Raw genomic sequence first — 13,752 nt, 5'->3', positions numbered from 1 at the left:
TGGACGACGGTAATGAGCGCCGGTAATGTGGTGCGGCGGTGAGCGGCGACTTACTTGCTCTGCGCGTCCTGCCTGAGCCGCTCGAGCAAGCCGTCTAGGCCGTCCTCGATGTAGTCGAGCACCGTCTCGAAGCCCTGTTCGCCGCCGTAGTATGGATCGGGCACCTCGGTGGCATCGTGTCTCGTGGCGAAATCCATCAGACGCACGATTTTGTGACTTTGCCCGGCCGGGCAGCGCGCCATGAGCTCCGCGACGTTCGCATCGTCCATGGCGACGATCCAGTCGAAACGCTCGAAGTCGCCCGCCTCGACACGGCGGGCGACCAGCGCGCTCAGATCGTAACCCCGGCGCCTGGCCGCAGCCTGCGTTCGCACGTCGGGGGCGTGCCCCAGGTGATAACTGTGCGTGCCCGCCGAATCCACCTCGACGAATCCGGACAGTCCGGCCTCGGCCAAACGATGACGAAAAATACCGTCCGCGCTCGGCGAACGGCAGATGTTGCCCATGCAAACGAACAGAACCGACGTCTTCTTCATTCGTGATATTCGTGTTGTTTCCCGCATGCCGGGCCCAGGCCCGACTCAAACCTTCGGCCCCAGTTCGGCCTCGCTCGCGCCGTCCGTGCCGAACACCAGCGCCTTGACGTGCAGCAATTGGTCGCGCACCTTCGCGGCCTTCTCGAATTCGAGGTTGCGGGCGTGTTCCTGCATCTGCTTCTCGAGCTTCTTGATCTCGCGCGCCAACTGCTTTTCCGACATGTCCTGGTAGTGCGCCTGCTCCTTCGCTTCGGCGAGTTCGGCCTTCGCATCCTGCGGATCGTAGACGCCGTCGATGATGTCCTTGATGCGCTTTTTCACGCCCTGCGGCACGATGCCGTGCGCCTCGTTATGCGCGATCTGCTTGGCACGTCGACGCTCCGTCTCGCTGATCGCCCGCGCCATGGAATCGGTCATCTTGTCCGCATAGAGGATGGCCGTGCCGTTCACGTTGCGTGCGGCGCGCCCGATCGTCTGGATGAGCGAGCGCTCCGCGCGCAGAAAACCTTCCTTGTCGGCGTCGAGAATCGCGACGAGTGAAACTTCCGGAATGTCGAGCCCCTCGCGCAGCAGGTTGATCCCCACCAGCACGTCGAATGCGCCGAGCCGCAAATCACGGATGATCTCCACGCGCTCCACGGTATCGATGTCGCTGTGCAGATAACGGACCTTCACGCCGTTGTCGGAAAGGTATTCGGTGAGCTGCTCGGCCATGCGCTTCGTGAGCGTGGTGACGAGCACGCGCTCTTCGACGGCGACGCGCTTGTTGATCTCGGAAAGCACGTCGTCGACCTGAGTACGCGCGGGGCGCACGATGATCACCGGATCGATCAGCCCCGTGGGCCGCACCACCTGCTCCACCACCTGGCCCGTGCGCTGCTTTTCGTAGTCGGCCGGCGTGGCCGACACGAAGATCGCTTGACGCATCTTGCGTTCGTATTCGGCGAATTTGAGCGGACGGTTGTCCAGCGCCGACGGCAGACGAAAGCCGTAGTTGACCAGATTCTCCTTGCGCGCCCGGTCGCCGTTGTACATGCCGTTGAGCTGGCCAATGAGCACATGCGACTCGTCCAGGAACATCAGGGCGTCGGGCGGCAGATAGTCGACGAGCGTGGGCGGCGGCTCGCCCGGCGCAGCGCCCGACAGGTGGCGCGAATAGTTTTCGATGCCCTTGCAAAAGCCCAGCTCCTGCAGCATTTCGAGATCGAAACGCGTGCGCTGCTCGAGCCGTTGCGCCTCGACGAGCTTGCCTTCCTTGTAGAAGTAGTCAAGCCGCTCGCGCAGTTCCTCCTTGATGGTCTCGATGGCGCGCAGTACGGTGTCTCGCGGCGTCACGTAGTGCGAGGACGGATACACCGTGAAGCGCGGCACCTTCTGCCGCACGCGCCCGGTCAAGGGGTCGAATAGCTGCAACGTGTCGACTTCGTCGTCGAACAGCTCGACGCGCAGCGCCAGCTCGGCGTGCTCCGCCGGGAAGATGTCGATCGTGTCGCCGCGCACGCGGAACGTGCCGCGCCCGAAATCGGTCTCGTTGCGCGTGTACTGCATGGCGATCAGGCGCGCGATGATCTCGCGCTGCCCCATCTTGTCGCCCTGGCGCAGCGTCAGGATCATCTGATGGTATTCGTTGGGATTACCGATACCGTAAATCGCCGACACCGTCGCCACGATCACCACGTCGCGGCGCTCGAGCAGGCTTTTGGTCGCCGACAGGCGCATCTGCTCGATGTGCTCGTTGACCGACGAATCCTTCTCGATGAACAGATCGCGCTGCGGCACGTAGGCCTCGGGCTGGTAATAGTCGTAGTACGAGACGAAGTACTCGACGGCGTTGCGCGGGAAGAACTCGCGGAACTCCGAGTACAGCTGGGCGGCCAGTGTCTTGTTCGGGGCGAACACGATGGCCGGGCGCCCCAGGCGCGCGATGACGTTGGCCATCGTGAAGGTCTTGCCCGAGCCGGTCACGCCGAGCAGCGTCTGGAACGCCAGGCCGTCCTCGACACCTTCGACCAGTTGCTCGATGGCCGTCGGCTGGTCCCCGGCCGGCGGAAACGGACAGTAGAGCTGATAAGGCGAATCCGGGAACGTCAGGAACTTGCTTTCGTCGAGATCGTTGTCAGCCGCAGGGGTCATGGCGGGGTGCGAGCATGAGGGACGGAATCTGCCATTCTAGCGCGTCGGGCCGATCCCTGACGCCGATGGGTGACATGGACAAGCCTGCGCGCTTGCCCCTCCCGGATGCGCGCCGGGCCGAGGCCGCGCAGCCAGTGCCCGGCGTGCGCGCGCCCGCCAAACTGGCCGCCGCCCGCCGCCCGCCGAGTTTCCGCCATTTCGTCAATTTCTGGCATTGTTTGGCAGTTTTCGTGCCGAAATACCACCAAATCGTGCCCAAACCGCACACAGGCACCCGGCATTCACCACAAGCGCGGTCAATCTTGGCTAAAATAGCCCGTTGGGCTGATGCCGTGCATGCCGCGACCGGCCCGCTGCACTTTCCTACTACCTGCTTCGAGCCGTCGAAATGACTCTCTTCTCCGCTGTCGAACTCGCTCCGCGCGACCCCATCCTTGGCCTGAACGAAGCCTACAACGCCGATCACCGCACCAATAAGGTGAACCTGGGCGTGGGCGTGTATTTCAACGCGGAAGGCAAGCTGCCCCTGCTCAAAGCCGTCAAGGCAGCGGAAGAACAACGCGTGGCCGCGGGCCTGCCGCGTGGCTACCTGCCGATCGAAGGCATTGCCGCCTACGACAAGGCCGTCCAGGAAATGCTGTTCGGCAAGGACTCGCCCGTGCTGGCCGAAGGCCGCGTGATCACCGCCCAGGCGCTGGGCGGCACCGGCGCGCTGAAGATCGGCGCCGACTTCCTCAAGCAGTTGACGCCGAACGCCAACGTCGCCATCAGCGACCCGAGCTGGGAAAACCATCGCGCCCTGTTCACGCAAGCCGGCTTCAACGTCATTTCGTACCCGTACTACGACGCCGCCACCCACGGCGTGAACCTCAAGGGCATGCTCGAGCGCCTCGGCGAAGAGCCGGAAGGCACGATCGTCGTGCTGCACGCCTGCTGCCATAACCCGACCGGCGTCGACCTGACGATGGATCAGTGGACGCAAGTCGTGGACGTCGTAAAGGCCCGCAAGCTGGTGCCGTTCCTCGACATCGCCTATCAAGGCTTCGGTGACGGCATCGACGCCGACGCCGCGGTGGTGCGCCTGTTCGCCTCGGCCGGCCTCAACTTCTTCGTATCGAGCTCGTTCTCGAAGTCGTTCTCGCTGTATGGCGAGCGCGTCGGCGCCCTGTCCATCGTCACGGCCAGCAAGGACGAATCGGCCCGCGTGCTCTCGCAACTCAAGCGCGTGATCCGCACGAACTATTCGAACCCGCCGACGCACGGCGGCTCGGTCGTCGCCGCCGTCCTCGGCAACCCGGAGCTGCGCGCCCTGTGGGAAGAAGAGTTGGCCGAAATGCGCGAGCGCATCCGCGACATGCGCCTGAAGCTGGTCGAAAAGCTGCGCGCCAAGGGCGTGGAGCGCGACTTCTCGTTCGTGATCAAGCAGCGCGGCATGTTCTCGTACTCTGGTCTCACGGCCGACCAGGTGGAGCGTCTGCGCGAGGAATTCGGCATCTATGCCGTGAGCACGGGCCGCATCTGCGTGGCCGCGCTCAACGACGGGAATATCGACCACGTGGTCGATGCGATCGCCGCCGTGCTGAAGTAATCCGCTTCGACGCCCGCGACGTGAAAGGCCCGCCGTCCCGGCGGGCTTTTTTTATGCGCCTTTGCTGCAACGCAGCATCGATAGTTAATGACAATCGATGGAATAAGCTCAGACTATCGATCTGATGCGCAAATGCCATATATCAGGGTTATGCTGCGTTGCACAGCCGCGCTAAACGGTTGCATAATTCCCTCATCCTCCGCCTCAGGGCACACAACATGCTGTATCAGATTCATGAGTACAACCGCGCGTGGCTGAACCCCCTCACCACGTGGGCAAAGGCCGCTGCGACGACTTTCGTCAACCCGGGCAGCCTCCTTGCCATGATGCCCGGGGCCCCGCGCATCGCCGCCGGATACGAACTGCTCTACCGGCTCGGCAAAGACTACGAAAAACCCGAATTCAACATCAAGGCGGTGGAGGTCGACGGCCATAACATTCCGGTCGTGGAAATGACCGCGATGGAAAAGCCGTTCTGCCGTCTGCTGCGCTTCAAGCGCTATGCCGACGACGCGAGCGCCGTCGGCCAGCTCAAGGACGATCCGGTCGTGCTGGTCGTGGCGCCGCTCTCGGGCCATCACGCCACGCTGCTGCGCGATACGGTCCGCACGCTGCTCAGAGACCATAAGGTCTACATCACGGACTGGGTCGACGCGCGCATGGTGCCGGTCGAGGCCGGCCCCTTTCATCTAGACGACTACGTTGCCTACATCCAGGAGTTCATCCGCCACATCGGCGCGGAGAACCTCCACGTGATTTCGGTGTGCCAGCCGACCGTGCCCGTGCTTGGCGCGATCTCGCTCATGGCCTCGAACGGCGAGACGACGCCCAAGACGATGACGATGATGGGCGGCCCGATCGACGCCCGCAAGAGCCCGACGTCGGTCAACTCGCTCGCCACCAACAAATCCTACGAGTGGTTCGAGAATCACGTGATCCACCCGGTGCCGGCAAACTATCCCGGCGCGGGCCGCATGGTCTATCCCGGCTTCCTGCAGCACGCGGGCTTCGTCGCGATGAATCCGGACCGCCACCTGAAGTCGCACTGGGACTTCTATCTCGATCTGATACGCGGCGACAACGACGACGCGCAAGCCCATCGCCGCTTCTACGACGAGTACAACGCCGTGCTGGACATGGCTGCCGAGTACTATCTCGACACGATCAAGACGGTGTTTCAGGACTTCAGCCTCGCGCGCGGCACGTGGGACGTGGCCGGCCAGCGCGTGCGTCCCCAGGACATCAAGACGACGGCGCTCTTCACCATCGAAGGCGAGCTCGACGACATCTCGGGCAGCGGCCAGACGCAGGCCGCACACGACCTGTGCACGGGCATTCCGGCCAAACGCCGCTCCCACTTCACGGCGCCCTCGTGCGGCCATTACGGCATCTTCTCGGGCAGCCGCTGGCGCAATGTGATTTACCCGCAGATCCGCGACTTCATCGCAAAACACGGCTGACGGGCAGTTGCAGCGGCTGCGGCGGCTCCCTGACTCCCTTTCGCCCCCCATACGAAAACCGCCGCGAGGGCCTTGGCTCTCGCGGCGGTTCCGTTTGGGATTCGCGCAAACGGCAGGGCGGGTCAGCGCACACGCAACGCATCCATTAGCATCTGCGTATTGAAGTCCGTGTACGACTCGCGCTCGTCTTCTTTCGCGTAATCACGGCCCATCACGATGGCCAGCGTATGGCGATTGGACATCACGTAATAGCCCATCGCGGAGATCGTCACGTAAAGCGAAATCGCATCGATGCCCTGGCGGATCTCGCCGCTGGCCTGGCCGCGGGCGAGCGTCTGCTTGAGCAGATCGACGATGGGCGAGACCTGTTGAGGGATCTCGCTCGACTTCTTCATCGAGTCGGCGCCGTGGAGATTCTCGTTGTTGATGAGGCGGATGAGTTCCGGGTGCTCGGCGTAGTAGTCCCAGACGAAATGCGCCAATTCGGCGATCGCTCGCAGCGGCGGGAGCGCATCGAGCTTGAGCGCGTGCTCCGCGCGATTGAATGCGCCGTACACTTCTTCGAGCACTGCCAGGTAGAGCCCGTCCTTGGAACCGAAGTAGTAATACAGCATGCGTTCGTTGACCTCGGCGCGGCGCGCGATGCCATCCACGCGCGCACCGCTGGAACCGAGTTCCGCGAACGCTTGCGTCGCGGCATCGAGAATGCGCTGGCGGGTGCGTTCGGGGTCGCGTTTGATCTTCGATGCTGATGTGGTCATGATCGGCCGGTCGTTCTCAACGGGCGGAATTATGGCACATCGGTTTCAGGGTTTTCATAAAATGAAGGATAATTCGAGTTTCCGCTGAATCCCCCACAAAAGTCGTGTCCGAAGTCAGCGCGCTCGCGCAGCGCATCGATGCCTTATTGCCCCAGACGCAGTGCACCAAGTGCGGTTATGCCGGCTGCCGTCCCTATGCCGACGCCATCGCGAGCGCCCAGGCGAGCTATAACCAATGCCCGCCGGGCGGTGCGCAAGGCGTCGCACGGCTGGCCGGGCTGCTTGGGCGTCCCGTCATCCCGCTCAATCCGGAGAATGGCGCGGAACGTCCGCGTCCGCGCGCCGTCATCGACGAATCGCTGTGCATCGGCTGTACGCTGTGCCTGCAGGCCTGCCCGGTCGACGCCATCGTCGGCGCCGCCAAGCTCATGCACACGGTGATCGAGGACCGCTGCACGGGGTGCGATCTGTGTGTGCCGCCCTGTCCCGTCGACTGCATCGACATGGTGCCGGTCACGGGCGAGCGCACCGGCTGGGATGCCTGGACGCAGGCGCAGGCCGACCAGGCGCGCGCGCATTACGAAGCCCATCTGGCGCGCCTCGCCAGGGACAAGGCCGAGCGCGAAGCGCGTCTGGCCGCCCGTGCGGCGCGCGTCGCGCCAGTTGCCCCCTCTTCTCCCCCTTCCGCCTCGGCAGCGCCGGCGCCCGGCGGCGAACCGCCTGCCGCGGCCGTGAAGACCGCCGGCATCGCGGCAGACCTCGCGAGCACCGCGCCCGTGGGCGTCGCCCACGACGAAGCGGCTGCCGCCGCGGCGCGCAAACAAGCCATCATCCAGGCAGCACTCGAACGGGCTCGCCAGAAGAAGGCCGCGCTGGCCGCCCAGGGGTTAGGTCCGAAGAATACGGAGAACGTGTCTGCCGACGTGCAAGCGCAGATCGACGAAGCCGAAGCGCGGCGCAAGCGGCTCGGGCTCACCAAGCCATAGGCGTGGCCCATGCGCCGTCCCGAAAAACCAGACAGCTTCCACACGCCCATTCAGAACAACACCAATCTCGCGCGCCACACGCCATGAACGACGCCAAACGCCGTGCCCTGTTCGAGACGCTGCAGCAACTCAATCCGAATCCGACGACCGAACTCGAATACACGTCGCCGTTCGAGCTGCTGATCTCCGTGCTGCTCTCCGCGCAAGCGACCGACGTGTCGGTCAACAAGGCCACGCGCAAGCTGTATGCGCACGCCAACACGCCGGCAAAGATGATCGCGCTCGGCGAAGCCGGCGTGGCCGACTACATCAAAACGATCGGCCTGTATCGCACGAAGGCGAAGAACGTGATCGCCACGTGCGAGTTGCTGCTCGCCCGGCACGGCGGCGAAGTGCCGCGCTCGCGCGAAGCGCTCGAGGCGCTGCCGGGAGTGGGCCGCAAGACGGCGAACGTCGTGCTCAACACGGCGTTCGGCGAGGACACGATCGCCGTGGACACGCACATCTTCCGCGTGGCGAATCGCACCGGGCTCGCCCCCGGCAAGGACCCGCTGGCGGTGGAACTGGCGCTCGAACGTGTCACGCCGCCCGAGTTCCGGCACGACGCACACCATTGGCTGATCCTGCACGGCCGCTACGTCTGCAAGGCGCGCAAGCCCGAGTGCTGGCATTGCGCGATCGAGCCGCTGTGCGATTTCCGCCCGAAGACGCCCGCGCCGACGGCATGACGCGCGGCCCACGCCGGCGTAGACGGCAACCGGCGGCCGAAACGACAACGGGCGGTCCCGACTTCTGGCCGCCCGCTGCGTCTTGCCTTCTGCTCGCCGGCACGCTTGCGCCATGGCCCGAGCGCGAAATCAGAGGATGCGCGCGGCCTCGTCGAACGACAGGCGCGGGTTGCGCGGGAACAGCTTGGCGTGATCCCCGTAGCCGAGGTTGCAGATGAAGTTCACCCGCCAGTCGGTGCCGGCGAAGAAAGTGTCGTTGACCTTCTGCGCGTCGAAACCGGCCATCGGGCCGCAGTCGAGCCCCAACGCGCGCGCGGCCAGAATGAAGTATCCGCCCTGCAGCGAGCTGTTCATGTGCGCCGCGCCGGCTGCCTTGGCGGCATCGCCCGAGAACATCGGCACCATCCGGTCGGCGCCGTTCGGGAACAGCCGCGGCAGGTGCTCATAGAACTTCAGGTCGTAGGCGATGATCGCCGTTACCGGGGCGGTGCGGGTCTTCTCGACGTTGCCCGGCGCCATGCACTCGAGCAGCCGGGCCTTGGCTTGCGCGCTTTTCACGAACACGATACGCGCCGGCGTGGTGTTGGCCGACGTCGGGCCCCACTTCACCAGATCGTACAGTTCGCGCAACGTCTCGTCGCTCACGGGCTTGTCGAGCCACTCGTTGTGGGTACGGGCCTCGGTGAACAGTTGGGCGATGGCTTCTTTGGCAATGGTGCTCATGAATAATGACCTCGGGTGATGAGTAGCGAAACGTCGGGCGATTTTACCGTCGCTGCGCCGCGCGCGCAGGCGATCGAAAATACCCGGCCAGATCAGGCGGTTGTCGCGGCGCCTCGCGCCGAGAGCCAGAGCACGCCGGCCAGAATCAGCGCGCCGCCGCCGAGCTGCGCCGCGCTCAGCGTTTCACCCAGCAGCATGGCCGCGAGGAGCACCGTCACCACCGGCTCAAGCGTCGAGAGCATCGAGGCGCGGCCCGCGCCCAGACGTTGCAGTCCGGCGAAGAACGTGAGGATGGCGACGACGGTCGAGCACACCGCGATCGCGGCAAGCGCCGCCCAGCCGCCGGCCCCGGTCGGCCACTGCAGCGACAGGCCTTGCGAGGCGCGCACGACGGCCATGGCACCGAAGGAAACCGTCGCCGCCAGGCAGACTAGCGTGGCCGTCGCGCGGGCGTCGACGCCCCGCGTGAGGCGTGCGCCGATCACGATATAGCCCGAGTAGATCAGCGCCGCGGCCACCGCGAGCGCCATCCCCAACGGCTGCCCGCGCCCGCCGCCGACCGTCAGCGCGGTGCCGAGCGAGCACAGCACCAGCGCGCCGAGCTTCACGGGCGTGAGGCGCTCATGCAGAAAGATCGCCGCCAGGATCGTCACGAAAACCGGATACAGGTAAAGCAGCAGCGCCACGAGGGACGCCTGCGCATACTGAAGCGCCCCGAAGAAGCACAGCGATTGGCCGACGTAGCCGATGCCGCCCATCAGTGCAATGCCGAGCGCCTGACGCCGCGACGGCAACGGCACTCGCTGCACCCGGCACCAGATCAGCAGCAGCACGCTCGCTACGAAGAAGCGAAACAGCAGCATCGCAAACAGATCGGCGCCCGAGGCCGCGGCCGCCCGCGCGAAGATTGCCATCGCCCCGAACGCCGAGGCCGACACGGCGATCAGCGCCACGCCCGCCCAGGCCGATGGCGGGGGCGCCGGGGGCAGGACGGGGGCGGCGGGGGCGCGGGGGCTTTGCGACATGATTGGGAAAATTGAGCGACAATACAGCGTGTTTTATGGGCGTTGCCGGGCAGATCGCCGGTCGGCGCCGGCGCGATCCGCCATTGTAGCCACGGCGCGGCGCGCCGCAAGATGCCTCACCAGAACCACGGAGTCCCCATGTTCAATCCGAGCCGCGACGAAGTCCGGCAATTCTTCTGCACCACCTGGCAAAAACAGCGAAGCGGCAGCATTCTCACCCCGCTCGAGACCATGGCGGCCGACTGGATTCAGGAGCACCCGGAATATCACGACGCGCTGGCCGATACCGAGGAGGCCGGCGCCCGCGACTATCCCCCCGAGGCCGGGCAGACCAACCCGTTCCTGCATCTGTCGATGCATCTGGCCATCAGCGAGCAGGTATCGATCGACCAGCCGCCGGGCATCCGCGCGGCCTACGAGAAACTGACGCAGCGCCTCGACTCGCCGCACGAGGCGCAGCATCGCATCATGGAGTGCCTCGGCCAGACGCTCTGGGAAGCGCAGCGCAGCGGCCAGCCGCCGGACTCCGACGCCTATCTGCAGCGCATCGAGCAACAGGCCTCGCGCTGAACGCAGTGTTTGGGCCACAAACGCAAACGACGGTCGCTCTCCGAGCGGCCGTCGGCGCTTGTGCCCGCTTGTGCCCGCTAGCGCACTCCCCTTGCCGGCCGGCACCGGCGGGCACGTCGTATTACTTCTTCGTCACGAGATCGCCGGGCAGCGACTCGATATAGGCCGAAATGTCCCGCAACTCCTGCGAGGTGAACGGACGTGGCTTGCCGTCCTTGTCGACCGTCGCCGGATTGGACATTACCTGCGTCTTCATGATCGCGTTGCTGCGGCCATACACGAGGCTGTGCTCGTTCTGATAGGCGCGCAGCGCGTTGTAGACGTAATCCGCATACTGGCCGGCCAGTTTCGGGTACTCGGGCGAGATCGGGGCGTTCAGGTTCGCGCCGTGGCAGCTCGCGCACATGCCCTTGTCGACAAGCGCCTTGCCATTGGCGACATTGCCGGCCGCGGCGACGCCGCCGCTCCAGCCGGCGAGCATGGCGCCGAGCGTCAGGGATGCCGCCGCAGCGGCCTTGGTCATCGCATGCATCGAATGCTTCATCGTGTTCTCCTCAGCCACGCACGTTTTACTTTTGGGGATTGACCGGCGTCGACGACGTCTGCGCCGCGTAATAGGCGGCGATGTCGACGATATCCTGCTCGGTCAACGTGGCTGCGATGCCATGCATCGTCTGGAACTTGCGATCGCCCTTGGCGTACTCCTTCAGGGCGTTCTCGATGTATTTCGCATTCTGCCCGCCGATCCGGGGCACGTGATACACCTCCGGAAACGCGGTGCGATAGTCGGGAATACCGTGGCAGCCGATGCACATGGCCACCTTGTCCTTTGCCGCCTCTGCGTTGGGCTTGAGTTCGGCCGCGTGAAGCGCAGTGAACGACGTGCTGCCGAGCGCCAGCGCCATCATCGTGAGGAACTTTTTCATGGTCTTCTTGGGAACGTTTTTGGTTGGAATACCGGTCCGCAACACGCAGGCTGACGTCCCGACTCCAAGGCCGCCGACCTGTGAAAAAAGCAATCGATTGTAACCCACACCCTTGCGGTCGCAAACTCGGGGCTGACCCGCACAGTTCTCCGAAGTTTTTTCGCAAGCCCTTGATGCCAATGCACATTTCCGCGATGCGAGCGAGCCGTATGCGCAATGTCTTATACTGAACTTTTTCTCTGCCCGGCCGCCCGGCCGGCAGTTTGCGGACGGCACAGACAATGCGCTTCGAAGGCTCTTCCCAGTACGTCGCCACCGACGATCTCAAGCTCGCCGTGAACGCGGCGGCTACCCTGCAGCGACCCCTGCTCATCAAGGGCGAACCCGGCACCGGCAAGACCATGCTCGCCGAGGAAGTCGCCGCCGCGCTCGACATGCCGCTGCTGCAATGGCACGTGAAGTCCACGACCAAGGCGCAGCAGGGCCTGTACGAGTACGACGCCGTCTCGCGCCTGCGCGACTCCCAGCTGGGCGACGAGCGCGTGCGCGACATCGCCAACTACATCGTCAAGGGCGTGCTGTGGCAGGCCTTCGAGGCCGACCGGCCCACGGTGCTGCTCATCGACGAAATCGACAAGGCCGACATCGAGTTCCCCAACGACCTGCTGCGCGAGCTCGACCGCATGGAGTTCTACGTCTACGAGACGCGCCAGCTCGTCAAGGCGCGCCACCGGCCGCTCGTGATCATTACGTCGAACAACGAGAAGGAACTGCCCGACGCCTTCCTGCGCCGCTGCTTCTTCCACTACATCAGGTTCCCCGACCCCGCGACGATGCAATCGATCATCGACGTGCACTTCCCGAACATCCGCCGCGAGCTGGTCAATGCCGCGATGGCAACCTTCTTCGAGGTGCGTGAGATCCCCGGACTCAAGAAGAAGCCGTCGACCTCGGAGCTGATCGACTGGCTCAAGCTGCTCATGGCCGAGGAGATCGGCCCCGAAGCGCTGCGCAGCCCCGACAACAAGCTGGCGATTCCGCCGCTCGCGGGCGCACTGCTCAAAAACGAGCAGGACATGCATCTGTTCGAGCGCCTCGTCTTCATGAACCGCGCCAACCGGTAAGCGCGCCGCCGTCATGCTGATCGACTTCTTCTACACCCTGCGCGCCGCAAAACTGCCGGTCTCGGTCAAGGAATTCCTGACGCTGCTCGAGGCCCTGCAGCGGCAGGTCATCGCGCCTTCGCTCGACGAGTTCTACTACCTCGCACGGCTCTCGCTCGTGAAGGACGAGAAGCACTACGACAAGTTCGATCAGGCGTTCGGCGCGTATTTCAAGGGCGTGCAGCAGATCGTCGACGCTTCGGGCGAAGTGCCGCTCGACTGGCTCAGAAAGCGCATGCAGCGCGAGCTCTCGCCGGAAGACAAGGCGCGCATCGAGGCGCTCGGCGGCCTGGACAAGCTCATGGAGCGGCTCAGGCAACTCCTCGAGGAACAGAAGGGCCGGCACGAAGGCGGCAGCAAGTGGATCGGCACGGGCGGCACGTCGCCGTTCGGCAACGGCGGCTTCCATCCCGAAGGCATCCGCATCGGCGGCGAGAGCAACGGCAATCGCACGGCGGTAAAAGTGTGGGACCAGCGCACCTACCGCGACTACGACGACACGGTCGAGCTCGGTACGCGCAACATCAAGGTCGCGCTGCGCCGGCTGCGCAAGTTCGCGCGCGAGGGCGCCGCCGAGGAACTCGATCTGGACGACACCATCCGGTCGACAGCGGCCAACGCCGGCTGGCTCGACCTGAAGCTGGTGCCGGAGCGGCACAACAACGTCAAGGTGCTGATGCTGCTCGACGTGGGCGGCTCGATGGACGACCACATCGCGCGCGCCGAAGCGTTGTTCTCGGCGGCAAAGTCCGAATTCAAGCACCTCGAGTTCTACTATTTCCACAACTGCGTCTACGACTATCTGTGGCGGCAGAACCGTCGCCGCCACAACGAGCGCTTCGACACGTGGGACGTGCTGCGCAAGTACCCGGCCGACTACAAGCTGATCTTCGTGGGCGACGCCACGATGAGCCCCTACGAGGTGCTGCAGCCCGGCGGCTCGGTCGAGTACAACAACAAGGAAGCCGGCGCGGTGTGGCTGCGCCGCTTCATCGACCGGTTCGCGCACCACGTCTGGCTCAATCCCGAACCGGAAGCGATCTGGCCGTATCGGCAGTCGATTTCCGTCATTCGCGAGCTGTTCGCCAACCGCATGTACCCGATCACGCTGGCCGGCCTCGAATCGGCCATGCGCGTACTAAGCAAGTAAGGC

Annotated in this window: 15 protein-coding genes; 8 read left to right on the top strand and 7 right to left on the bottom strand. The window is 64.7% G+C overall.

The features are described 5' to 3' along the window. Nucleotides 1–50: 50 nt before the first annotated feature. Together PNO31109_RS07590 and uvrB are read right to left on the bottom strand one after the other, a co-directional pair. Complete coding sequence (locus tag PNO31109_RS07590) at nucleotides 51–536, bottom strand: low molecular weight protein-tyrosine-phosphatase (RefSeq protein ID WP_174966318.1); 486 nt, start codon at nucleotides 534–536, stop codon at nucleotides 51–53. Nucleotides 537–581: 45 nt separating this feature from the next. Further along, on the bottom strand, nucleotides 582–2,669 hold the full coding sequence (gene uvrB, locus PNO31109_RS07585; RefSeq protein WP_150554994.1) for an excinuclease ABC subunit UvrB: 2,088 nt from the start codon (nucleotides 2,667–2,669) through the stop codon (nucleotides 582–584). 74 nt (nucleotides 2,670–2,743) lie between these two features. On the opposite strand from uvrB, the gene PNO31109_RS07580 reads away from it, so the two are divergent. The 3 genes from PNO31109_RS07580 (at nucleotide 2,744) to PNO31109_RS07570 (ending at nucleotide 5,717) form a co-directional block, all read left to right on the top strand. Further along, nucleotides 2,744–3,061 (top strand): hypothetical protein, encoded by a 318-nt coding sequence (locus tag PNO31109_RS07580; protein WP_150554993.1) that lies wholly within the window; start codon nucleotides 2,744–2,746, stop codon nucleotides 3,059–3,061. Next, nucleotides 3,058–4,257 (top strand): amino acid aminotransferase, encoded by a 1,200-nt coding sequence (locus tag PNO31109_RS07575; RefSeq protein WP_150554992.1) that lies wholly within the window; start codon nucleotides 3,058–3,060, stop codon nucleotides 4,255–4,257. Before PNO31109_RS07580 ends, PNO31109_RS07575 begins: the two co-directional genes overlap by 4 nt. Before the next feature lie 218 nt (nucleotides 4,258–4,475). Further along, on the top strand, nucleotides 4,476–5,717 hold the full coding sequence (locus tag PNO31109_RS07570; RefSeq protein WP_150554991.1) for a polyhydroxyalkanoate depolymerase: 1,242 nt from the start codon (nucleotides 4,476–4,478) through the stop codon (nucleotides 5,715–5,717). Nucleotides 5,718–5,839: 122 nt separating this feature from the next. On the opposite strand, the gene PNO31109_RS07565 is transcribed toward PNO31109_RS07570, so the two are convergent. Next, nucleotides 5,840–6,478: a TetR/AcrR family transcriptional regulator gene (locus PNO31109_RS07565; RefSeq protein WP_150554990.1), complete on the bottom strand. Its 639-nt coding sequence runs from the start codon at nucleotides 6,476–6,478 to the stop codon at nucleotides 5,840–5,842. Between the two features lie 104 nt (nucleotides 6,479–6,582). Here PNO31109_RS07565 and rsxB point away from each other — a divergent pair, with 104 nt between their 5' ends. Then, nucleotides 6,583–7,464, top strand: a complete 882-nt coding sequence (gene rsxB / locus PNO31109_RS07560) for an electron transport complex subunit RsxB (protein ID WP_150554989.1) — start codon at nucleotides 6,583–6,585, stop codon at nucleotides 7,462–7,464. 83 nt (nucleotides 7,465–7,547) lie between these two features. Next, entirely contained in the window at nucleotides 7,548–8,192 is a 645-nt protein-coding gene (gene nth, locus PNO31109_RS07555; RefSeq protein ID WP_150554988.1) for an endonuclease III, read from the top strand. A gap of 129 nt (nucleotides 8,193–8,321) precedes the next feature. On the opposite strand, the gene PNO31109_RS07550 is transcribed toward nth, so the two are convergent. Together PNO31109_RS07550 and PNO31109_RS07545 are read right to left on the bottom strand one after the other, a co-directional pair. Then, nucleotides 8,322–8,915 (bottom strand): malonic semialdehyde reductase, encoded by a 594-nt coding sequence (locus PNO31109_RS07550; RefSeq protein WP_150554987.1) that lies wholly within the window; start codon nucleotides 8,913–8,915, stop codon nucleotides 8,322–8,324. Nucleotides 8,916–9,007: 92 nt separating this feature from the next. After that, complete coding sequence (locus tag PNO31109_RS07545; RefSeq protein WP_150554986.1) at nucleotides 9,008–9,940, bottom strand: DMT family transporter; 933 nt, start codon at nucleotides 9,938–9,940, stop codon at nucleotides 9,008–9,010. A 111-nt stretch (nucleotides 9,941–10,051) separates the two neighbouring features. Here PNO31109_RS07545 and PNO31109_RS07540 point away from each other — a divergent pair, with 111 nt between their 5' ends. After that, nucleotides 10,052–10,510, top strand: a complete 459-nt coding sequence (locus tag PNO31109_RS07540) for a DUF1841 family protein (RefSeq protein WP_370749926.1) — start codon at nucleotides 10,052–10,054, stop codon at nucleotides 10,508–10,510. Nucleotides 10,511–10,631: 121 nt separating this feature from the next. On the opposite strand, the gene PNO31109_RS07535 is transcribed toward PNO31109_RS07540, so the two are convergent. Beyond that, nucleotides 10,632–11,033, bottom strand: a complete 402-nt coding sequence (locus PNO31109_RS07535) for a c-type cytochrome (RefSeq protein ID WP_150555147.1) — start codon at nucleotides 11,031–11,033, stop codon at nucleotides 10,632–10,634. A 46-nt stretch (nucleotides 11,034–11,079) separates the two neighbouring features. Then, nucleotides 11,080–11,436 carry a c-type cytochrome gene (locus PNO31109_RS07530; RefSeq protein ID WP_039410080.1) on the bottom strand — a complete coding sequence of 119 codons (357 nt, stop codon included), beginning with the start codon at nucleotides 11,434–11,436 and terminating at the stop codon, nucleotides 11,080–11,082. A 281-nt stretch (nucleotides 11,437–11,717) separates the two neighbouring features. On the opposite strand from PNO31109_RS07530, the gene PNO31109_RS07525 reads away from it, so the two are divergent. Continuing rightward, nucleotides 11,718–12,560 carry an AAA family ATPase gene (locus PNO31109_RS07525; protein WP_150554984.1) on the top strand — a complete coding sequence of 281 codons (843 nt, stop codon included), beginning with the start codon at nucleotides 11,718–11,720 and terminating at the stop codon, nucleotides 12,558–12,560. Nucleotides 12,561–12,573: 13 nt separating this feature from the next. Further along, complete coding sequence (locus PNO31109_RS07520; RefSeq protein ID WP_150554983.1) at nucleotides 12,574–13,749, top strand: vWA domain-containing protein; 1,176 nt, start codon at nucleotides 12,574–12,576, stop codon at nucleotides 13,747–13,749. Nucleotides 13,750–13,752 lie beyond the last annotated feature (3 nt).

This window comes from Pandoraea nosoerga, assembly GCF_902459585.1.
GTDB lineage: Bacteria > Pseudomonadota > Gammaproteobacteria > Burkholderiales > Burkholderiaceae > Pandoraea > Pandoraea nosoerga.
This window is presented reverse-complemented; position numbering and strand designations above follow the sequence as displayed.